Source organism: Devosia rhodophyticola, from assembly GCF_028816475.1.
Taxonomy (GTDB): Bacteria; Pseudomonadota; Alphaproteobacteria; order Rhizobiales; family Devosiaceae; genus Devosia; species Devosia rhodophyticola.
In genome coordinates, this window is sequence record NZ_CP118247.1 from 38437 (window position 1) to 57736 (window position 19300).

The following is a 19300-nucleotide window of genomic DNA, read 5'->3' on the forward strand; positions in this document are numbered from 1 at the left end:
GTATTTCTGTGAATGAAAGCGAAAAATGAGCTTTTGACAGCTATTTTGCCTATCTGCCCTGTTTCCGGGCGTTACAGGCGGTCCAGCTGGGTACTTGCCGGGTCGCGCCGTTTCACACTCAGAATTAATGGCAGGGCAAGCAAATAAATAGCAGCGCCGATGATCCAGATCGAGCCTGGCCAGCCGGGCCGAACAAGGAAGTAGGAGAGCCCGAAAAACAATGGTCCAAATACGGCCGCCAGACTGACAAGGCTTGCCAGAACGCCCTGCAGTTGCCCCTGCTTGTCGGCGCCAACCTGTGAGGTAGTCAAGGATTGCAATGCCGGCATGCCGATGCCCCCCAATGCAAACAGCGGCGCCATCGCAAAGACAACCCACCCTTCAGATGTCAGGCCGAGCGTCACCAAAGCGATAATCTCAAATCCCATGCCAGCGACCAAGGCCCACCGCTCACCCATCCATTTTACTGCCGGTCCAGTTAGAAACGCCTGAGCGCCGGCATGGAAAAATCCGAACGTACCAAGCGACAGGCCAATGGCTAACCCGTTCCAGCCAAATTTGTCCTCTCCAAAGAGTGCCCAGACGGTGCCGTACATGGTGCCGACGAAGTTCATGATGGCGAAGATAGCCATCATCGGCACGAGTGCCCTGAAGGTCAGTGCCCAACGCAGGGGAATGAATGGATTGAGTGCCCGCCACTCGAACCGGCCGTTACGATCCCCTGCCCGCGATTCGGGCAAAAGAAATAGTGCCAGCGCGAAATTGAGCCCATTCAGCACGGCGGCTGCCACGAATGGCGCGCGCACCCAAAAATCGCCCAGCAATCCGCCCAATATCGGCCCAATGATGAAGCCGACACCAAACATTGCGTGGAAATAACCGAACCGACGCGCACGATCCTTCTCGGGCGAAATATCGGTGATATAAGCGGTTGCCACCGCCATATTGGCGCTGGTGATGCCCGCAATGGCGCGCCCCAAGACTAGCATCCAGAGTTCTGGCGCCACGGCCATCAGCACATAGTCGGTGGCCGCACCCGCCAGCGACAACAGCAGAATTGGTCGACGACCAAATCGATCACTCAATACGCCAAGCACCGGTGAAAACAAGAACTGCATGGCCGAATAAAGTGCCAGCATGATGCCAAACAGCGTGGCGATCTGGGCTGTATGGGTGACGTCCCGCAATAGCGCGGGGAGAATGGGAAAAATCAACCCAATGCCGATAGCATCGAGCATGACGGCGGCCAAAATCAATACCAGTGGCCTGTTCATGTTTTCCGCTCAACATTTCGTCCCGCGGACCATACTGAGTTCGCGGTTCGCGATCAAGCCGATGTTCTGCTTTTATTCCGCCCAGTCACAACGCGATCCAACCGGGGATCGAAATGCAAAACGGCAGCCCTCGGGCCGCCGTCTGCAGTCACGTCGAAGCCGAAATCAGTGCGGCAAACCGCCTACGACTTCTTCGGTATCAACGGCAACGGGTGTTGCCGGTTGTTCGTCAAAATTCCATTCAATCGGTTCAGGCTCGCGTACCAGCGCCCGCTTGATCACCTGATCCATGCGGCTAACCGGCACGATCTCCATGCCTTCCTTGACGATATCGGGAATCTCGGCCAGGTCGCGCATGTTCTCTTCGGGAATCAACACAGTCTTGATGCCGCCTCGAAGCGCTGCCAGAAGTTTTTCCTTCAGCCCGCCAATTGGCAGCACCCGGCCTCGCAGCGTTATCTCGCCTGTCATGGCGATATCATTGCGAACGGCAATGCCGGTCATGACCGAAACAATGGCGGTCGCCATACCGATACCGGCGGACGGTCCATCCTTGGGCGTTGCCCCTTCGGGCAAATGCACGTGGATATCGCGCGTATCGAACATCGGCGGCTTGATGCCGAAATCAATCGAACGCGAGCGCACATAGGCGGTCGCGGCCGTCAGTGATTCCTTCATTACTTCCTTGATGTTGCCCGTCACCGTCATGCGCCCCTTTCCGGGGGTCATTACGCCTTCGATGGTCAGCAATTCGCCACCGACCGAAGTCCAGGCAAGTCCGGTTACCAAGCCGACCTGCGCTTCGGCTTCGATTTCGCCGTGCGTGTAGATGTCAGCGCCGAGGAACTTGGTCAAAAGCTCCTCATCGATTGTCACCGATTTGACCTTGGTCCGCAGGATTTCGGCCACCGACTTGCGCATCAGCTTGGAAATCTCGCGTTTCAGGCTACGCACCCCGGCTTCGCGGGTATAGCGCTGGATCAGGGCCGTCAGCATTTCATCGCTAAGGATGAATTCCTTGGCCTCAAGGCCGTTTTCCTTGAGGGTTTCCGGCATCAAATGCTGCTTTGCAATCGCATGCTTTTCCTGCTCGGTGTAGCCGGACAGCCGGATGATCTCCATGCGGTCCATTAATGGGCCTGGAATGTTCAGCGTGTTCGAGGTGGTCACGAACATCACATCAGAAAGGTCATAGTCGACCTCAAGATAGTGATCGGCAAATGTATGGTTCTGTTCAGGATCCAACACTTCGAGCAGCGCCGAGGACGGATCGCCGCGGAAATCCTGACCCATCTTGTCGATCTCGTCGAGCAGGAACAGCGGATTGGATTTTCCAACCTTCTTGATCGACTGAATTACTTTGCCAGGCATGGAGCCGATGTAGGTGCGGCGGTGCCCACGGATTTCGGCTTCGTCCCGAACCCCGCCCAGCGCCATGCGCACGAACTCGCGGCCTGTCGCCTTGGCGATGGACTTGCCCAGAGATGTCTTGCCGACACCTGGAGGGCCGACAAGGCAGAGGATTGGCCCCTTGAGCTTGCCAGTACGGCTTTGCACCGCCAGATACTCGAGAATGCGTTCCTTGACCTTTTCGAGACCATAATGGTCCTCGTCGAGGACTTTTTCGGCCAGCAGCAGGTCACGCTTGACCTTGGTTTTCTTGCCCCATGGCAGCCCCAGCAACACATCGAGATAGTTGCGTACGACCGTGGCTTCGGCCGACATCGGGCTCATCGCCTTGAGCTTCTTGAGCTCTCCGTCGGCTTTGGCGCGGGCTTCCTTGGAAAGCTTGGTTTTCTTGATGCGTTCCTCGAGTTCGGTCAGCTCGTTGGAGCCTTCCTCGCCATCGCCGAGTTCGCGCTGGATCGCCTTCATTTGCTCATTGAGATAATATTCGCGTTGGGTCTTTTCCATCTGGCGCTTGACGCGGGAACGGATACGCTTTTCCACCTGCAGGACGCCAATTTCGCCTTCCATCAGGCCCAAAATTTTGGTGAACCGGTCAGCAACCGAGACGGTTGCCAGCAGGTCTTCCTTTTCGTTGATCTTGATCACCAGATGGCTGGCGATGGTATCGGCCAACTTGGAGTGGTTTTCGATCTGGCTGACGGCAGCTACGACCTCTGCATTGATCTTCTTGTTGAGCTTGACGTAATTCTCAAACTCGGACTGAGCCGAACGAGCCAGAGCTTCAAGCTCGGTGGCATCATGTTCGGGCTCAGACAAAACGCTTGCCTCAGCCTCAAAATAATCGACGGTCTGCAAATAGCGATCAATCGTGGCGCGGCTCAGGCCTTCGACCAACACCTTGACGGTGCCGTCGGGCAGTTTGAGCAGCTGCAGCACGGTGGCGATGGTGCCTGTGTCATAGATCTGGTCGGGCGCAGGATCATCATCCTGTGCGTTTTTCTGGGTTACGACGAGAATGTGCTTGTCGTCGCGCATGACCTCTTCGAGCGCTTTGACCGATTTTTCGCGACCAACGAACAGCGGCACGATCATACCGGGGAACACCACGATATCGCGCAGGGGGAGAACAGGATAAACCCGATCCCGGCTGGTATCACCGCCGGCGGGATTGAGGTCCGACATCTCTTTTCCTTTCCGGGGCGCGCTGGAAGGAAGGAGGGAAGCGCGCCCGTAAACAGACAGCCCTAGACCATATCATGGGCTGATTCCGATTAATAAATAGGGCTAAGTGCGGTTAGGACAAGGTAACCCCCATTATTTTGTACCAAATCAATAGCCGCAAGGCCTGGACCTGCCGACCAAACGGATTAATCACTGAAACCGGAAATCGACATCCCTTGATTCACAGCGTGCTAACAATATGCAGCGAGACAAAATCTCGGTCTTTGGCCGGATTGTGCTAGCGTGATGTTCGACCGACATCCAGGATTTGCCCATGAACGCCACCCCCCCAGAGCAAGCACCCTCCCCCTTCAAATTGACCTACTCGGCATTCCCAGCGATGCCGGCGCTTCGCGTCGTGGTTGCAGCATGGGGCCGGAGGCGCTGCGGGTGGCTGGATTACGCGAAACGCTGGTAAGCCTGGGCCATGATGTTGCGGATTTGGGCGACCTGCGCAAGGAAAGTGGCCTGAACCAGCTCTCTGTCGCCGCCCGACAGGCAGAAGTGTTGGCGCTTGCGGCGCAAAGCAGCGAAAAGGGTCTGGCCTCCTTGCAGCGCGGACGCCTGCCAATATTCCTCGGTGGCGATCACAGTCTGTCAATGGGTACGATTTCCGGCGTCGCGCGCCATTGTGCTGCGGCCAAAAGGGCGCTGCATGTGCTTTGGATCGACGCGCATGGTGATTTTAACACGCCAGCAACTTCGCCCTCAGGTAACCTGCATGGCATGCCATTGGCGCTGCTGTGCAATGAACCGGAATTTGGCGAAGCGTTTCGGGGTGACTGGCGCGGTAGCGTCGATCCACAAAATGTAACGATCCTTGGCGCACGATCAATTGATCGCGCCGAACGTCAATTGCTGGAAACGCGCGGTGTCGATGTCGTGGATATGCGTCGCATCGATGAGTTGGGCGCCGCTGCTCTCATGCGCGAGATTATTGAGAAAGTGCAGGCAACCGATGCGCATTTGCACGTTAGTCTGGATGTTGATGCCATTGATCCTGCGATTGCGCCAGGTGCGGGCACGCCGGTTGCTGGTGGGTTAACCTATCGGGAAGCCCATATTGCCATGGAAATGCTGCACGACGCGCAATGCCTGGGTTCGCTCGATATTGTCGAACTCAACCTGTTCCTCGACCATGCCGGGCGGAGCGCCGAAATCCTGGTGGATCTGACCGCGAGCCTTTTCGGCCGTCAGATTATGCCGCGCCAACCGACGCGCCGCTTAATTGTGGCGACGCCGGTTGCACACTAGGCGCCAGACTACTCAGCCATGGCGTGCGTTGGGTCGGGCTTATCAGCTTTGCCGCCTGATTTGAGAAAAAACACAATCGGGATCGACACCAGCGTCACCAGCATCATCAGCTTAAAATCATCAAGATAGGCAATCATGGCCGCCTGCTGTTGCACCAGTCCATCCAGCATTGCCATGATGGAATTGTTACCACCGACAGCACCAATTGCCTGTTGCATTGCCGGCGAACTCAGATCAACGCGCTCGCCGAGTTCGGCGTGGTTAACCGCAAGCATTTGCGCCAAAACAGCGGTCACCATCGAGATGCCGACACCGGATCCAACGTTACGGACCAAACTAAAAAAGCTTGTCGCATCAACGCGGAACTGCGGCTTGATCGTCACAAAGGCCAAGGTTGAAAGGGGAACAAACACCATGCCCAGGCCGAGCCCCTGCAGGGCCCCACTTGTCATGATCAGCGTTTGATCCATTTCCAGATTGAAGCCAGTCATCATGTAGAGCGACCAGGCGGAAATAACCAGCCCCGCGATTACCATGATCCGCGGGTCGAATTTTCCCATCAGGCGGCCAACCAAAATCATCGACACAAAGGTGCCAACTCCGCGTGGGGCCATAACCATTCCCGTTTCGATCACGGGATATCCCATCAGTGACTGCAGGAGCGGCGGCAGCAGGGCCAATCCCGAAAAGGTGGTGATGCCAACGACGAAGATAAAAATCAGGCCGGTCGCGAAATTGCGGTCCTTGAACATGGCGAGGTCAATGAATGGGTCCTCTGCGGTCAGGCAATGAACAATGAATACCCAAAGCCCGCTGATGGACACACCCAGATATATCCAGATTTCCACCGCATCAAACCAATCAACCACCTGCCCCCGGTCCAGCAGAAGTTGCATGCAGGCGATTGAAATTGCCAGCATCGAAAAGCCGAAAAAATCAAAACGCCGCAGATTGATTTTGCTCTTGGGCATGAACAGGGCCAGCGCGGTCAAAGCCGCAATCCCAACGGGCAAATTGACCAGAAAAACAGCGCGCCAATTGAAAGTTTCGGTCAACCAGCCGCCCAGCGTAGGCCCGATGATCGGGCCGACCATGATACCCGCCCCGAAAATTGCCATGGCCTGGCCAAATTTTTCGCGCGGATTGATGTCGAGTAGTGTCGACTGTGCGAGCGGCACCATCACTGCGCCGCATATGCCCTGAAATACTCGGAACATGACCATTTCCGGCAAGCTTTGAGCCAGTCCGCACAATCCCGATGATATTGTGAACCCGGCAACTGCGCCCAGGATCAGAACACGCCGTCCCAGCCGATCCGCCAACCACCCCGTCAGCGGAGTCGCAATGGCCGCAGCCACGATATAGGACGTCAGCACCCAGTTGATTTCGTCCTGCGAGGCCGAAAGGCTTGAGCGCATATGCGGCAGCGCCACATTGGCGATGGTTGTATCGAGAACCTGCATGATCGTCGCCAGCATGATGGCGAAGGTCAACAGACCCTTGTTCGCCACCACAACGGCGGGTGCTGAAACGGTTTCGGGGGCAGCCATAATGATGCGCCTTCCTGCTGGATCAGAGCATCTTTTCGAGCGTTGTTCTGCCGGTATCGACGGCAACCGTGGCGCTCATGCCTGAGCGCAGTTCGGGCATATTGGCCTCATTGGCCTCATCCAGCTTGACACGCACGGTAATGCGCTGAGTTACCTTGACCCAGTTGCCCGTGGCGTTCTGAGCCGGGATAAGCGCAAACTGCGAACCTGTAGCCGCGCCAATGCTGTCAACGGTGCCATGCAGTTCAAGGCCGGGATAGGCATCAACACCGACATCGACTGGCAACCCAGCCTTGAGCCCTTCAATCTGGGTTTCCTTGAAGTTGGCATCAATCCAGGTGTCAGTGGATTTGATTAGACTGGCAATTGTGCTGCCGGTAGCGATGAACTGACCGACGTTGAGGCTGGCCATCTGGCTGACTATGCCTCCGGCCGGTGCCCTGACCGTAGTCTTTTTCGAGATTACGCTGGGCATTGTCGCGTTGGGCGATCGCCGTACGCACCGTTGGATGATCATCGGTCTTGATGTCAGGATTGCCCGCAAGCGCTGCAGTTGCGGCCGCCAGTTCCTGATTGGCCAGCGACAGGGTCGATTTGGCCGTCTGCAGCGCCAGCGCGACATCGTCCAGACTTGCCGTCGCCGAAATGCCCTGATCAACAGAAGATTTGCGCCGATCAAATTCGCGCTGCCGCAAGTCCAACGCCAGGCGAGCAGAATCAAGTTTTGCCTGCGCCGTGCCATAGGCGACCCGCAATTGCTCAACATTGGCGCGCGCCGCTGCCAGGCCTGCCTCGGCCTGTTCCAGCGCTATGCGATAAGGTTCAGGATCAATTTGAAACAGCACATCGCCTGCGGCGACTTTCTGGTTTTCGCGCACGTCGACTTCAATCACCCTGCCCCCGACATCGGCGGAGAGGGAGACCTTGACCTGTTGGACATAGGCGTTATCGGTGTCGATATATCGCCCGCCTGTCAACCAGACGTATGCACCACCGCCGGCCAACACCAGCGGCACAACGATCATCAAAGCAGTGCGACGACCGCGCTTTTTCGCCGGGGGTGCAGCGTCAACGGGTTCGGCTGTGGCTTCAATGTCTTTTTTCAGTGGGGCGTTCATTATTGATCCTCGCGCCGGGCCAGATGACCGGACAAATTTTGCGATACTTTGGTCAGAGCGCTGACCAACAGGGTGCGTTCGCTCTCCGATACACCGGCAAATGCGTCTTCGCTGACGCTGACCGCCAGAACCTTGAGCTCTTCGATCAGTTTCAACGCCGACGGCGCGGCGCTCGCTATTTTTGCCCGGCTGTCATTGGCGTCGGCGGTCCGCACAACCAGTCCGCGCGTTTCCAGACGATCCAGGACGCCGCTAACCGTCATGGGATCGGTTTCAACGAGGCTGGACAGTGTTGCTTGGGTCAAACCGCCAGACGCGGCCAGCTGCGCCAGCACGCGCCATTGCGGCAGTGTCAGGTCGTGACGCTTGGCGTGCATCTCAAATGCCCGCCGAAACTGCTTTGCAACAGCGACAACAAGGAAGCTCCTGGGCGCGATGTCAGCCATACTCAATGGCTTCAGATCTTCTGCAAGCGGTTCTGGTGCACGTTTCATATGCGCACATATAATAAGGACGCTTATAAAGTCAATGCAAATGTCGCATGCTTTGGACCCAGAGCTTTGCGCATCGGGGTCAATGATTAACGGATGGTAATGCAACGTCATTTTTGGGGGACGCGTTGAACAACATCAAACAATCAGGAGATAACAATGCTAAAATTGATAGCAGGTCCCGAAAACATTCTTGCGACCAAATTGTCTGGCGAGGCCGGTTTGGAGGACGTCAAGACGTTCTACGAAGCGATTGATTCCAAACTCCAGGCAAACAAGACCATCGGGGTGGTTATCGATATCACCGAATTCGAGGATGCGTCACGGGATGCCGTCGTGGCCGACGTAAAAAATGAAATTGGGCTACTGGGCAAGTTAGGGCAGTTCCACCGGATGGCCTTACTCACCGAAAAAAGATGGATTGCCTTCCTGGCTGAACACCTGGACCCAATCGTTCCATCATTGAAAATGAAAATATTTGCACCCGGGCAAACCCAGGCCGCGATCGAATGGGCCAGACAGTCTTGAGGCTGAAGTTGCCGAATCGCGAACCGTTAAACAAACATGCCGGGCAAGGTGCCCGGCATTAGTCTAGAACTCAAAAAGAGTTTGGTGCGGTCGAGAAGACTCGAACTTCCACGGGTGTTACCCCACAGCGACCTCAACGCTGCGCGTCTACCATTCCGCCACGACCGCACGCCATGGTAATGCTTGCCCGGAGGCGAAGCGTGCCAGCATGTAGCAAAGCTCAATGCCAACCTCAAGCGATTAAATCTGTTTTATCCAGACAGATTTGGGACGTCAGTCGCGTTTGAAAATCTTGTCGGTAACGCGGACGCGCAAATTGCCGCCCTCAATGTCGACTTCGCCATGGGCGACAAGCGTGTTGTTCGCATAAACCCGCATCGGATCGTTCTCGGATGTATCCAGTTCGATCACCGCGCCGCGCCCCATGCGCAGCAAATGGTGCACGGGCATGGTTGCCGCACCAAGTTCGACGGTGATGTTCACTTCAATATTCTCTAATGTGCTCATAAATAGATGTCTGGAACCTCGGGCCGGTCCGGCGCATGGTGCGCCCAACGGAATCTCGTGGGCAATTGTTTGGCGACTATGGTTATGGAAGCGTTAACACCCGATACAATAAGGCAATCTGCCCCAACCAATTTACGACGCTCAGACGGCGCGCCTGCCCAATGGATAACATCAGAACCGCTGGTTCCCTATCCTCTTGCCCTCGAAACCATGCGGGCACGTGCCACGGCGATTGCCGCCGAAGAAGCTGGCGAAGCCGTTTGGCTGGTGGAGCACCCTCCCCTTTACACTGCTGGCACATCGGCGGTGCACTCGGACCTTTTATCGGATCGGTTCCCAGTCTATGACGCGGGCCGTGGCGGGCAATATACCTATCATGGGCCTGGGCAGCGCGTCGCCTACGTGATGCTGGACCTGCGTCAACGTGGGCGCGACATTCGTCGTCTGGTTGAAGGACTGGAAAGCTGGGTAATCGACACCTTGGGCGCTTTCAACGTTCGCGGGGAACGTCGGGCTGGCCGGATCGGGGTTTGGGTTCAGCGACCCGACAAGGGTCCGGGGCGCGAAGACAAAATTGCCGCCATCGGCGTACGCGTATCCAAATGGGTGACGTTCCACGGCATTTCGCTCAATGTTTCACCGGATCTTTCGCACTATCAGGGCATTATCCCCTGCGGCATTGCTGATCAGGGCGTCACCAGCTTTGAGGATTTGGGCCAGTTGGCCTTGATGTCAGAAGTTGATGTGGCACTCCGCCTTGCCTTTGAGACCAATTTTGGCCCGGTTGTAGTCAGCGATGCAGAAGGCCTTGTCAGCGCGCCCAAGCTTGGTCACCTTCAAGCATAATCGAATCGATATAGGAGCCGACCATGACTCTTGATGATCTCAAACGTCTGTTTACCCGCCAAACGCTGTTCCGGCTCGATGCGATATTGGCACCCAAGCTTGTCCCAATTCTTTACGCGTTGGGATTGGCCAGCATACTGCTGTGGGTGATCAGCTCAATCTTTTTCAGCTTCAGCTTCGGTTTTGGCAGCGGGCTCTGGGGTTTACTTGAAATTCTCGTCTTTGGGCTTCTCGCCTGGATTGGCCTGCGGATCGGCTGCGAAGCGCTTCTGGTCTTTTTCAAGGCTCATGAAGTCGCTGGCGAAACAGTCAATAGGTCGCGGTTTTCTGCGTCCCTGCTCGACGAAGTACGCGATGCCATTCGCGACCTCGCCGAACAGGGCGGGGAGGATGAAGACGACGACGAAATAACCCCCGCCACGGAACCTGCTCCTTTCGTTGCCGCTCCGGCGACGGCGCCGGGGAACCGTTCAAGCCAAAGCGGACGGCAAAACGTGCACCGCCCAAGCCCAAAGACGTTACCTGATCCAAAACATAAGAAATGCCCGCCACGAAGCTGTCGTGACGGGCATTTTGACGACGGTATCAGCGACTATTTACGGTTGACGCTCCAAGCGCCCGGCCCGGCAAACACCAGATAGAAAAACACGAAGCAGAAAAAGATTACCACCTCTCCGCCATTGTTGGCGGGGTATAAGCTCATCGGCGCATGGATCATGAAATAGGCAACAGCCATGGTGCCCGAGGCCACGAAGGCGGCTGGCCGCGTGTAAAAACCGACAAGCATCATCAAGCCGGTTACAATCTCTATTATTCCCGCAAGGCCAAATAGGCTCATAAGCGGCGGTTGCATTTCGGTGGCGGGGAAACCCAAAAGTTTTTGCGTCCCGTGCATGACGAAGAGCAGCGCCACAACGACACGCAGGGCGCACAGTACCTGCGGAGAATATTTGGAAACTCGGTCAAACATTGAATATTCCTTTCGAACCGACCATCGACGGTGATCACCGCTCCTCCTCTAGCCGTCTGCGTCGTTTCCGCAAACCGCTCTCTGTTGAAAACACCGTTCGCCGTATCGCTCCAAACTCGTCATATTGACCATTCAGTACATTCCAGACCTACCGCTGACGCGGGGCCCACGCATTGCGCTTTGGGCCGGAAATCTGTATGACGCGCGCTCAGTTACCAAAAGAGACTATTGGAATATGACCCAAGCGCCAAAAATTGGCCTGGTCAGCCTCGGCTGCCCAAAAGCCCTCGTAGATAGCGAACGCATCATGACGACGTTGCGAGCGCAGGGTTATTCCTTCAGCCGTGACTATGCGGGGGCCGATGTTGTTCTGGTCAATACCTGTGGCTTCCTGGATAGCGCCAAGCAGGAAAGTCTTGAGGCGATTGGCGAAGCGCTTAACGAAAATGGCCGCGTCATCGTTACCGGCTGCCTGGGCGTTGAGGAAGAACTGATCCGCAAGACCCATCCCAGCGTCTTGGCGATTTCGGGACCGCATCAATACGAAAGCGTCGTGAGCGCGGTGCACGAGCACCTGCCGCCAGTGCCCAACAAGTTCGTTGATCTGTTGCCCGAACAGGGGCTGAAACTGACGCCACGTCACTACGCCTATCTCAAGATTTCAGAAGGCTGCAACAATCGGTGCTCGTTCTGCATCATTCCCCAGATTCGCGGCGATCTCGCTTCGCGACCGGCGGCGGGCATTTTGGGCGAGGCCGAGGCCCTTGTGCGCGGCGGCGCCAAGGAGCTATTGGTCATCTCGCAGGACACCAGCGCCTACGGCGTTGACATCAAATATGCGACGTCGAACTATCGAGGCCGTCCGGTTGCGGCTAAATTTTACGATCTGGCCAAGGAACTGGGCGAGCTGGGCGCGTGGGTTCGCCTGCACTATGTCTATCCCTACCCCCATGTCGATCAGGTCATCCACCTCATGGCCGAGGGCAAGGTCTTGCCCTATCTCGATATTCCGTTCCAGCACGCGTCCCCGTCCGTGCTCAAGACCATGCGCCGCCCCGCCAATCAGGTCAAAACGCTGGACCGCATCCACAAGTGGCGCGCCGAGTGCCCTGACCTCGCAATCCGTTCCAACTTCATCGTCGGCTTCCCCGGCGAAACCGAGGAAGATTTCGAATTTCTTCTGGACTGGATCGAAGAGGCAGAGATCGACCGCGCTGGCTGTTTCAAATACGAGCCGGTTACTGGTGCTCCCGCCAACGAACTGGAAGGCATTGTGCCCGACGACGTCATGCAGGATCGCTTTGAGCGCCTCATGGAGGTAGCCCAGCACGTTTCAACCGGTCAGCTGGCCAAGAAGGTTGGTCAGACCATTGATGTTTTGGTCGACGATGTTGACAAGGACAACAACCGCGCTATTGCTCGCTCCAAATGGGACGCGCCTGAAATCGACGGCCAGGTCATCGTCAACAATGCCACCAATATCAAGCCGGGCGATCTTGTCTCGGTGCTGGTGACCGACAGCGATGAATACGATCTGTTCGCCGAGCCCAGTCAGGCGAATTGAGAGTCGTTTCAAGCGTTTAGAGGTGCCGGTTCAGGTTTTGATTCATGGCGCGGCGCCTCAAAGCATCACGCCTAGGCCCAACTCTTCAATCCCAACAACTTCTCGCCCAGCGGGTTTAGCACCGCTGTCTTAGCGTGCTTCTTTTCCCACTGGCGCGGGTCACCCGGAAATGCATCACGCTTGGGCGAGTCCATTTCGCGCCATAGCCGCACGCGCTCGTCCCTATCCGCCTGATCGCCCTCATTGGCAGGATACATCGAAATATATTGCGCCATCCGCACGCGGTCTCTGGAATGGTTTGGGCGCACGCCATGGGCCAGTAAGGTATTGAAGATCATCAGATCGCCGGGTTCCAACTCTATGTTGGTGATGGTCAGGCCGGTGGTGTCGGGATGCATGGGGTCGCGGTCGGCGGGTTGGGTTTTGACCCATTCGTCAAAGTTGTAGAACAGTTCCGGAATGCACTGAAAACCGCCAACGTCCCCATCCTGCTTTACAAGGCTGAGTACGCCCTGCACGCCGATTGGCAGCGGATCGAGCGAGGTGTCGCTGTCCCAATGTATAAAGCCGTTTGGATTGCCATGCACTTTTTTGGGCACGTTGAGATTGGCGCGATCAATTCCGACCCAGAGTTCTTCCAAGTCCCAAATGTCTACAAAGGCGTCGTGGACGCGCTGCACCATGCGATTGTCCCAAAGATATTGGTGGTTATAGATTTCTACCATGCCGGTGCCGTTGAGTTCTTTCATAATGTGGTCGCGGCGCTGCGGCGCATACCATGTTGAGGGATCGTTCGGGTCCTTCTCATCAAATTCCCAGAGCAAGGCCTTGAGCCGCTCGACATTCTCCTCGGGAACCGCATTGCGCACAATTACATAGCCTTTGGTTGTCCAATGCTCCCAGTCGGCCGGACTGAGCACGCGCAGCGGCAGCCTTTTGACCATGTCCTTGAGTTGGGTTGAAACCACGCTGGTTGTTGGATGGCTGTCGCGACTGGTTTGCGTCTGCATTAGTCTCTCCCATTGCTCCCCTCTGGGGTCATTGATAACCACCACACTAGCCCTCATCCGCCCGAACCGCTTGCCGCCAAATGGCAAATATTGATACTATCTTGGCATAACGTTTGTCGTTGGTGCCACATGAAGCCATTTCTGGAACGCGTTAGTGTTGAGGACGGAACGTCTTGGACATTGTTCGACCGTCAACTTGCGGACGGCATTCCGTTTCAATGGCACCATCACCCCGAGTTTGAACTGACACTGACGCTCAACTCGAGCGGCCAGCGGTTTATCGGTGACCATATTGATCGCTATGATGATGGCGATCTGGTTTTGATCGCGCCCTACCTGCCACACACGTGGCATTCGCTGTCCCGTCTTGACCCACACCGTCCGCACCGCGCCCTGGTTATCTGGTTCGACAAGCTTTGGGCAGAGCGGTTGACCGGCAATTATGCCGAATTGGGCGGTACCGCCTTGCTTCTGCAAAGGGCTTCGACCGGTTTGATGTTTTCGCGCCCAATTTCGCAAGCGGTTCGGCCGCGGATAGAGGCGCTGTTTGACCTACCACCGTTCGAGCGGTTTTTGGCGTTGCTGGGCATTCTGGGCACATTGTCACTGGATGGCGGATCCCGTCCGCTGGCGACCAGTGGTCCCGAAGTCGTCGGGCCGAGCGCCGAAAGGACGCGGCTGGATCGGGTGCTCGACTACATTCACCGGAACTTTGCCGGGAAGCTCAGCATCGCTGGACTCGCAGATATCGCCGCGCTCAGTCCCTCCGGGTTGCATCGCAGCTTTCGACGACAAACTAATCAAAGTATCAGTCAGTATCTCATCCGACTTCGCATTGGGCGTGCCTGCGCCCTGCTCTCTTCGGGCACTGTGCCGATTGGCACCATCGCTGGCGAAGTTGGCTACGACTCGCTCGCCAATTTCAACCGACAGTTTAAGGCACTCAAAGGTTTGACACCCAGCCAGTATCGTCAAAACTTTCAAGCGACGCGGTAGATATTGGACTATCAATGGATTGCGATGTCATTGACCCTCCCCACGAGACCGGACGACCTATGCATAAACACTACGATATCAATCTCGCTGATGGACGCTCGCTAGCGCTTGGCCGCAACCCGGTGGTAATGGGGATACTGAATGTCACTCCGGACAGTTTTTCAGATGGCGGTGCTTTCAACTTGCTCGATGTTGCCGTTGCACACGCACAACAGATGATTGCGGATGGCGCCGATATCATCGACATTGGTGGCGAAAGCACCCGTCCCGGTGCCGCTCCCGTGTCGACCCAGGAGGAGTTGGACCGCGTCATCCCGGTGATCGAGGCGCTGATCGCCGCCGGCGTAACTACCCCACTTTCAATCGACAGCTACAAACCGCTCGTGGCCGATCAGGCCATTCAGTCCGGTGCCACGATTATCAACGATGTGCATGGCCTGCTGCGCGCGCCGCAAATGGCTCAGGTGGCAGCTCTTCATAATGCCCCGGTCATCGCTATGCACTGGGATAATGATCGCGATCAAGCCAAACCCATCCTCTCCGAGATCGAACGATATTTCACCAGAACTATAGCAGTCGCCGAATCGGCGGGGGTAAGTCGGGAAAAACTGATCCTTGATCCCGGTTTTGGCTTCGGCAAGTCGTTGGGCGACAATTATGCTACGCTCAACGCTACCCGGATGTTAACCGATTTTGGCTTTCCGTTACTGATAGGTACCTCGCGCAAATCAATGATTGGCAGGCTCTTGAACAACACCACCGAGGACCGTCTGGCCGGCACAATTGCCACCAATGTTCTGGCATACGCCAATGGCGCTCACATCTTTCGTGTGCACGATGTTCGCGCCAATCGCGACGCCCTTCGCGTCGCCGCTGCAACGCTGTATGGTCCCCCTGAAGAGATAAGGTGACGCCATGGGCAAGAAGTTTTCGGGCGACCGCATCATATTGAAAGACTTGGGTTTTTACGGCTATCACGGCTTGATGCATGAAGAGATGAAACTTGGCCAGCGATTCTTTATCGACCTCAAATGCGGCGTCGACCTTTCAGCCCCCGCCTCCACCGATCAGGTCAGCCAAACCGTTTCCTATGCCGAAATTTACGATGCCGTTAAATTCGCATTTGAAAACAAAAGGATGCATCTGATCGAGGCCGTCGCACAGAACATTGTCGACGGCCTGTTCAACACCTTCCCCGAAGTCCAATGGGTCAAGGTTCGTGTCCGCAAACCCGAGGCGCCCATTGCCATGGTCCGTGGCGAAGCCGCTATCGAACTACGCCGTCACCGGAGTTCGTAAATGAAAGCAAAGGCTTGGCTCAGTTTAGGAGCCAATATCGGCGATCCGGTTGCTCAGCTGACCGAGGCCATCGAACGCCTGGATGCTCACGCCAAAATCGCCGTAACGGCCCGCTCGGGCGTCATCATCACCAAGGCATGGGGAAAGACCGACCAACCCGACTTCGCCAACATGGCAATTGCCATCGAGACTGACATTACACCGCTGGACCTGTTGACGTTTTGTCTAACGACTGAACTGGCAATGGGGCGGGTGCGCGAAGAAGTTTGGGGCCCTCGGCGCATCGATATCGACATAATTGCCTATGATCGCCTGACATTGAAATCCTCCAACCTCAACTTGCCTCATCCCCATGCACACATGCGAGATTTTGTGCTTGATCCGCTACGCGAAATCGCACCCGACGTTGTGGATTGGGTCATCGAAATGGCGGACGGTCGGGGCTAATTGCGCAGCGCATCCAATACTTTGACAGCGGTGTCGAATTCAAGACGGCGCATGCGGCGCCGTTCAGCGGCCTCCTCGTCAATACCCCATTGCCGGTTCTGAAAATCCTCATCAACGTGAGCGGCCGTCCACAATTCGTCCGGCGTAAAAAGCTTATGCCACAGACCGATAGCAAGGATTCCTGAGCCAGAGATTCCGGTAATCGAAACCAGCGCTGTCATGACCAACAAATTTTCGTGCTGCAGCACTTCAGCCAACCGCGCAAGCGTAGGGGGCGGTTGGTCCTGATGCATAACGCCCACGGTGGGCTGAAATGAAACGCCAAAGTGCCGGGCAACCTTGACCAGGGCCGCGTCCCAATGCGTCTCCTGCTCGGCAACCAGTTCGCTTGGATAATCGGCCCGGTACAGCAGCAGGTCATTGCCGGCAAACTTGACCACTTCGTCTCGAAACGCGGGCACCAGTGCCTCGCCACTTTCGAGTGCGGAATTGATAAGACGTACCATCGGCATTTTGGCCGGATCGATCAATTCGCCCTGCGCAGCCCATTCGTCGGCCATATGCATGGCAATATCGGCGTGCGGGACAACCACAGGAAGCTTCAGTGCGGGCGTTCTGGTGGCGCGTCCATCGAGCGTAACGCTAAAACCGCCATCGACAGGCGAAACGCCGGTTTGACTGTAAAAGCGCTTGGGCAACTGGGTTTTGACATGATGCTGGGCACGGCCGTAACCGTCATCGCGGTGCTTACCCGCTTCCTCTAACTGATCGCGCATGGTTTATTACTCCAATAGCCGCTGGATGGCGTCGTCGAGATCATCGTAAGCATCAATCATCGTGTCTGCGAAGGGGATGAGTTCGCTCGGTTCGTGATAACCCCAGGTAACGCCGATCGTTCTGACCCCGGCTGCCCGCCCCATTTCCAGATCGAATGTCGTGTCCCCGATCATGATCGTCTCGCTTGTCCCCGAACCTGTCTCGTCCATCGCCGTTAATAGCATGCCCGGATTGGGCTTTGAGGGATTGTGGTCGGGCGTTTGCAGGGTGGCAAAATATTGGGTCAGACCATGAAGTTCCAGAATGCGATTGACGCCTGCAAGACCTTTGCCGGTGGCAATCCCCAATGTCTTTGTCGGGTCCTGCCGAAGCCGGTTCAAGGCCTGTAATGCACCCGGAAACAACGCTTCGCGGTTCGCATCGCTGACAACAGAGGCCCGATAGTGGTTCCGGTAGCTTTCGACTAGTCTCGAAACCAATTCGTGATCATCCGACTTCGCCAACCGCGAGAGGGCGATTGGCAAGGATAAACCAATCACCCGGCGTGATTCTGCCGCGGTCGGGGCCGACAACCCTGCCCCGGCGAAGGTTGCGGACATGTGTTCACTGATCAACCCTTGCGTATCGATCAGAGTGCCATCCATATCAAAGACAATGAGGCTCACGCCTCTTCCTCCGGATCGCCAGCCTGGGCGTCATACCGGCCCGCATCGAACCCGAGAGCGTCAAAGGTTTGCTGCATGTGCGGCGGCAAGGGGGCAGATACATCGAGCCTTTTGCCGGAGCGCAGCGGTAAAGCAATGCGACGCGCATGCAAGTGCAGTCCCTCACCCAATCCAACTGCTCCCTGCCAGTTCTCAATATTGAAGTAACGTGGGTCGTTGATGATCGGCGTACCAAGCTGGGCCGTATGGACGCGCAATTGGTGGGTGCGACCGGTCACAGGTTTAAGCGTAAGCCAGGCAAAACGTCGGCTGGCAGTGTCTGTCGTCGAATAGTAGCTCATCGAGTGCTGTGCGCCCGGTGTGCCATTTTTAACAACAACAACCTGCTCGCCGTCCGGCGTCTTCCGCTTTCCCAGGAAACAGGAAATTTCGCCCTGCCGGGGCGTAGGATTGCCCGCGACAACGGCCCAGTAAATTTTTCTGGCCGAGCGGGACCGGAACACCGCGCCAAAGTGACTGGCGGCAGCGTGAGTCTTGGCAACAATAAGGCAGCCCGATGTATCACGATCCAGCCGGTGAACCAGACGCGGTGCTTCACCCTTCTTGTTCGGCAGACTCTTGAGCATCCCGTCGAGATGCCGAAATGTGCCACTACCGCCCTGCACAGCAAGGCCAAAGGGCTTGTTGAGGACATAGATGTCGTCATCCTCATATAGGATCAACGTTCGAATGAAGTCAGCATCCTCATTGTTGAGCTTGATCGGTTTTACCGTGTCCGGGTCATCAATGGGCGGGATGCGTACGACCTGCCCCGGCGAAAGACGGGTACTTGTTGCAACCTTTGATCGATCGACTTTAACTTCGCCGTTGCGAATGAGCTTTTGCAGCCGCCCGAAACCAAGTTGCGGAAAATGCAGGGCAAACCAGCGGTCAAGCCTCATGCCGTCTTCGTCGCTATGTACTTTGCGCTGTTGAACCGCACTCATGCGGGCATTCCCCGGGTTAGCAAAAGACCCAGATATAGGCCCGCCACTGAAACAGCAACCGACAAGGCAATATAGAGCGCGGCAGAGACTATTTGGCCACGCTCAAACAAGGCAATTGTATCGAGTGAAAAGGACGAAAAGGTCGTAAACCCGCCGAACATGCCGATTGCTACAAACAATCGCGCCTCAGGTGCCCAAGCCGGCATCGCTTTGACCAGCCAACCGATAAATATTCCCATGGCCAAGGAACCCAGAACGTTCACCAATAGCGTCGCAAGTGGAAACTGGCTGGGCCAGAATTTGCCGATTACACTCGACGCACCAAAACGCCCCATAGCGCCAATCGCCCCGCCAGCGCCAACCAATAAAAATGCCTGCAAGATGCGT

General features: G+C 56.2%; 22 protein-coding genes and 1 tRNA gene. 9 read left to right on the forward strand and 14 right to left on the reverse strand.

All coding sequences use genetic code 11. The annotated features are described in order from the left end of the window. Window positions 1-71: 71 nt before the first annotated feature. Window positions 72-1274, reverse strand: coding sequence for a TCR/Tet family MFS transporter (locus tag PSQ90_RS00190; protein WP_282211444.1), 1203 nt, complete (start codon window positions 1272-1274; stop codon window positions 72-74). A 165-nt stretch (window positions 1275-1439) separates the two neighbouring features. Beyond that, the gene (lon, locus tag PSQ90_RS00195; RefSeq protein WP_282211445.1) at window positions 1440-3866 is read right to left on the reverse strand and encodes an endopeptidase La; all 2427 of its coding nucleotides are present in this window, start codon (window positions 3864-3866) and stop codon (window positions 1440-1442) included. Between the two features lie 285 nt (window positions 3867-4151). On the opposite strand from lon, the gene rocF reads away from it, so the two are divergent. Beyond that, on the forward strand, window positions 4152-5159 hold the full coding sequence (gene rocF / locus PSQ90_RS00200; RefSeq protein ID WP_407648225.1) for an arginase: 1008 nt from the start codon (window positions 4152-4154) through the stop codon (window positions 5157-5159). 8 nt (window positions 5160-5167) lie between these two features. Here rocF and PSQ90_RS00205 read toward each other — a convergent pair whose 3' ends face one another. The 4 genes from PSQ90_RS00205 to PSQ90_RS00220 are packed head-to-tail and all read right to left on the reverse strand — an operon-like array spanning window position 5168 to window position 8321. Continuing rightward, complete coding sequence (locus PSQ90_RS00205) at window positions 5168-6709, reverse strand: DHA2 family efflux MFS transporter permease subunit (protein WP_282211446.1); 1542 nt, start codon at window positions 6707-6709, stop codon at window positions 5168-5170. 22 nt (window positions 6710-6731) lie between these two features. Beyond that, a complete protein-coding gene (locus PSQ90_RS17175) occupies window positions 6732-7121 on the reverse strand; it encodes an HlyD family secretion protein (RefSeq protein WP_456077336.1) in 390 nt (129 codons plus the stop codon). Then, window positions 7051-7827: an HlyD family secretion protein gene (locus tag PSQ90_RS17180; protein ID WP_456077338.1), complete on the reverse strand. Its 777-nt coding sequence runs from the start codon at window positions 7825-7827 to the stop codon at window positions 7051-7053. Before PSQ90_RS17180 ends, PSQ90_RS17175 begins: the two co-directional genes overlap by 71 nt. Further along, window positions 7827-8321, reverse strand: a complete 495-nt coding sequence (locus PSQ90_RS00220; RefSeq protein WP_282211448.1) for a MarR family winged helix-turn-helix transcriptional regulator — start codon at window positions 8319-8321, stop codon at window positions 7827-7829. The genes PSQ90_RS17180 and PSQ90_RS00220 overlap by 1 nt, the downstream gene beginning before the upstream one ends. A gap of 165 nt (window positions 8322-8486) precedes the next feature. Between PSQ90_RS00220 and PSQ90_RS00225 the strand changes: the two genes are divergently transcribed. Continuing rightward, window positions 8487-8846: a SpoIIAA family protein gene (locus tag PSQ90_RS00225; RefSeq protein WP_282211449.1), complete on the forward strand. Its 360-nt coding sequence runs from the start codon at window positions 8487-8489 to the stop codon at window positions 8844-8846. Between the two features lie 82 nt (window positions 8847-8928). On the opposite strand, the gene PSQ90_RS00230 is transcribed toward PSQ90_RS00225, so the two are convergent. Then, a tRNA-Leu gene (locus PSQ90_RS00230) sits at window positions 8929-9014 on the reverse strand. 105 nt (window positions 9015-9119) lie between these two features. Then, the gene (locus tag PSQ90_RS00235) at window positions 9120-9353 is read right to left on the reverse strand and encodes a FliM/FliN family flagellar motor switch protein (RefSeq protein ID WP_282211450.1); all 234 of its coding nucleotides are present in this window, start codon (window positions 9351-9353) and stop codon (window positions 9120-9122) included. Between the two features lie 84 nt (window positions 9354-9437). Between PSQ90_RS00235 and lipB the strand changes: the two genes are divergently transcribed. Then, entirely contained in the window at window positions 9438-10199 is a 762-nt protein-coding gene (gene lipB, locus PSQ90_RS00240; RefSeq protein WP_407648141.1) for a lipoyl(octanoyl) transferase LipB, read from the forward strand. 23 nt (window positions 10200-10222) lie between these two features. After that, the gene (locus PSQ90_RS00245) at window positions 10223-10840 is read left to right on the forward strand and encodes a DUF4282 domain-containing protein (protein ID WP_282211451.1); all 618 of its coding nucleotides are present in this window, start codon (window positions 10223-10225) and stop codon (window positions 10838-10840) included. Here PSQ90_RS00245 and PSQ90_RS00250 read toward each other — a convergent pair. Beyond that, window positions 10792-11169, reverse strand: a complete 378-nt coding sequence (locus PSQ90_RS00250) for a DoxX family protein (protein WP_282211452.1) — start codon at window positions 11167-11169, stop codon at window positions 10792-10794. The two genes, PSQ90_RS00245 and PSQ90_RS00250, sit on opposite strands and share 49 nt — an antisense overlap. Before the next feature lie 235 nt (window positions 11170-11404). Between PSQ90_RS00250 and rimO the strand changes: the two genes are divergently transcribed. After that, window positions 11405-12733: a 30S ribosomal protein S12 methylthiotransferase RimO gene (gene rimO, locus PSQ90_RS00255; RefSeq protein WP_282211453.1), complete on the forward strand. Its 1329-nt coding sequence runs from the start codon at window positions 11405-11407 to the stop codon at window positions 12731-12733. A 71-nt stretch (window positions 12734-12804) separates the two neighbouring features. On the opposite strand, the gene PSQ90_RS00260 is transcribed toward rimO, so the two are convergent. Continuing rightward, on the reverse strand, window positions 12805-13743 hold the full coding sequence (locus tag PSQ90_RS00260) for a phytanoyl-CoA dioxygenase family protein (RefSeq protein WP_282211454.1): 939 nt from the start codon (window positions 13741-13743) through the stop codon (window positions 12805-12807). 129 nt (window positions 13744-13872) lie between these two features. Between PSQ90_RS00260 and PSQ90_RS00265 the strand changes: the two genes are divergently transcribed. From PSQ90_RS00265 to folK, 4 genes are read left to right on the forward strand one after another with little or no spacing between them, the layout of a single operon-like run. Further along, on the forward strand, window positions 13873-14739 hold the full coding sequence (locus PSQ90_RS00265; RefSeq protein ID WP_282211455.1) for an AraC family transcriptional regulator: 867 nt from the start codon (window positions 13873-13875) through the stop codon (window positions 14737-14739). 59 nt (window positions 14740-14798) lie between these two features. Then, window positions 14799-15650: a dihydropteroate synthase gene (folP, locus tag PSQ90_RS00270; RefSeq protein WP_282211456.1), complete on the forward strand. Its 852-nt coding sequence runs from the start codon at window positions 14799-14801 to the stop codon at window positions 15648-15650. A 4-nt stretch (window positions 15651-15654) separates the two neighbouring features. Beyond that, entirely contained in the window at window positions 15655-16038 is a 384-nt protein-coding gene (gene folB / locus PSQ90_RS00275; RefSeq protein ID WP_282211457.1) for a dihydroneopterin aldolase, read from the forward strand. Beyond that, the gene (folK, locus tag PSQ90_RS00280; protein ID WP_282211458.1) at window positions 16039-16485 is read left to right on the forward strand and encodes a 2-amino-4-hydroxy-6-hydroxymethyldihydropteridine diphosphokinase; all 447 of its coding nucleotides are present in this window, start codon (window positions 16039-16041) and stop codon (window positions 16483-16485) included. Here folK and PSQ90_RS00285 read toward each other — a convergent pair. The 4 genes from PSQ90_RS00285 to crcB are packed head-to-tail and all read right to left on the reverse strand — an operon-like array spanning window position 16482 to window position 19293. After that, window positions 16482-17261: an ATP12 family chaperone protein gene (locus PSQ90_RS00285; protein WP_282211459.1), complete on the reverse strand. Its 780-nt coding sequence runs from the start codon at window positions 17259-17261 to the stop codon at window positions 16482-16484. The two genes, folK and PSQ90_RS00285, sit on opposite strands and share 4 nt — an antisense overlap. 6 nt (window positions 17262-17267) lie before the next feature. Next, complete coding sequence (locus tag PSQ90_RS00290) at window positions 17268-17927, reverse strand: HAD-IA family hydrolase (protein ID WP_282211460.1); 660 nt, start codon at window positions 17925-17927, stop codon at window positions 17268-17270. Beyond that, complete coding sequence (locus tag PSQ90_RS00295) at window positions 17924-18913, reverse strand: RluA family pseudouridine synthase (RefSeq protein ID WP_282211461.1); 990 nt, start codon at window positions 18911-18913, stop codon at window positions 17924-17926. The genes PSQ90_RS00290 and PSQ90_RS00295 overlap by 4 nt, the downstream gene beginning before the upstream one ends. Beyond that, on the reverse strand, window positions 18910-19293 hold the full coding sequence (gene crcB, locus PSQ90_RS00300; protein WP_282211462.1) for a fluoride efflux transporter CrcB: 384 nt from the start codon (window positions 19291-19293) through the stop codon (window positions 18910-18912). The genes PSQ90_RS00295 and crcB overlap by 4 nt, the downstream gene beginning before the upstream one ends. Window positions 19294-19300: the final 7 nt, after the last annotated feature.

Bases quoted from the DNA above. Each gene is read 5' to 3' on its own strand.
- rocF (WP_407648225.1), top strand. From the start codon at position 4,152: ATGTTCGACCGACATCCAGGATTTGCCCATGAACGCCACCCCCCCAGA.
- PSQ90_RS00205 (WP_282211446.1), bottom strand. From the start codon at position 6,709: ATGGCTGCCCCCGAAACCGTTTCAGCACCCGCCGTTGTGGTGGCGAAC.
- folP (WP_282211456.1), top strand. From the start codon at position 14,799: ATGCATAAACACTACGATATCAATCTCGCTGATGGACGCTCGCTAGCG.
- PSQ90_RS00245 (WP_282211451.1), top strand. From the start codon at position 10,223: ATGACTCTTGATGATCTCAAACGTCTGTTTACCCGCCAAACGCTGTTC.
- PSQ90_RS00190 (WP_282211444.1), bottom strand. From the start codon at position 1,274: ATGAACAGGCCACTGGTATTGATTTTGGCCGCCGTCATGCTCGATGCT.
- PSQ90_RS00250 (WP_282211452.1), bottom strand. From the start codon at position 11,169: ATGTTTGACCGAGTTTCCAAATATTCTCCGCAGGTACTGTGCGCCCTG.
- folK (WP_282211458.1), top strand. From the start codon at position 16,039: ATGAAAGCAAAGGCTTGGCTCAGTTTAGGAGCCAATATCGGCGATCCG.
- PSQ90_RS00285 (WP_282211459.1), bottom strand. From the start codon at position 17,261: ATGCGCGATCAGTTAGAGGAAGCGGGTAAGCACCGCGATGACGGTTAC.
- PSQ90_RS00220 (WP_282211448.1), bottom strand. From the start codon at position 8,321: ATGAAACGTGCACCAGAACCGCTTGCAGAAGATCTGAAGCCATTGAGT.
- PSQ90_RS17180 (WP_456077338.1), bottom strand. From the start codon at position 7,827: ATGAACGCCCCACTGAAAAAAGACATTGAAGCCACAGCCGAACCCGTT.
- lipB (WP_407648141.1), top strand. From the start codon at position 9,438: ATGGAAGCGTTAACACCCGATACAATAAGGCAATCTGCCCCAACCAAT.
- lon (WP_282211445.1), bottom strand. From the start codon at position 3,866: ATGTCGGACCTCAATCCCGCCGGCGGTGATACCAGCCGGGATCGGGTT.
- PSQ90_RS00260 (WP_282211454.1), bottom strand. From the start codon at position 13,743: ATGCAGACGCAAACCAGTCGCGACAGCCATCCAACAACCAGCGTGGTT.
- PSQ90_RS00235 (WP_282211450.1), bottom strand. From the start codon at position 9,353: ATGAGCACATTAGAGAATATTGAAGTGAACATCACCGTCGAACTTGGT.
- rimO (WP_282211453.1), top strand. From the start codon at position 11,405: ATGACCCAAGCGCCAAAAATTGGCCTGGTCAGCCTCGGCTGCCCAAAA.
- PSQ90_RS17175 (WP_456077336.1), bottom strand. From the start codon at position 7,121: ATGGCCAGCCTCAACGTCGGTCAGTTCATCGCTACCGGCAGCACAATT.
- PSQ90_RS00295 (WP_282211461.1), bottom strand. From the start codon at position 18,913: ATGAGTGCGGTTCAACAGCGCAAAGTACATAGCGACGAAGACGGCATG.
- PSQ90_RS00265 (WP_282211455.1), top strand. From the start codon at position 13,873: ATGAAGCCATTTCTGGAACGCGTTAGTGTTGAGGACGGAACGTCTTGG.
- folB (WP_282211457.1), top strand. From the start codon at position 15,655: ATGGGCAAGAAGTTTTCGGGCGACCGCATCATATTGAAAGACTTGGGT.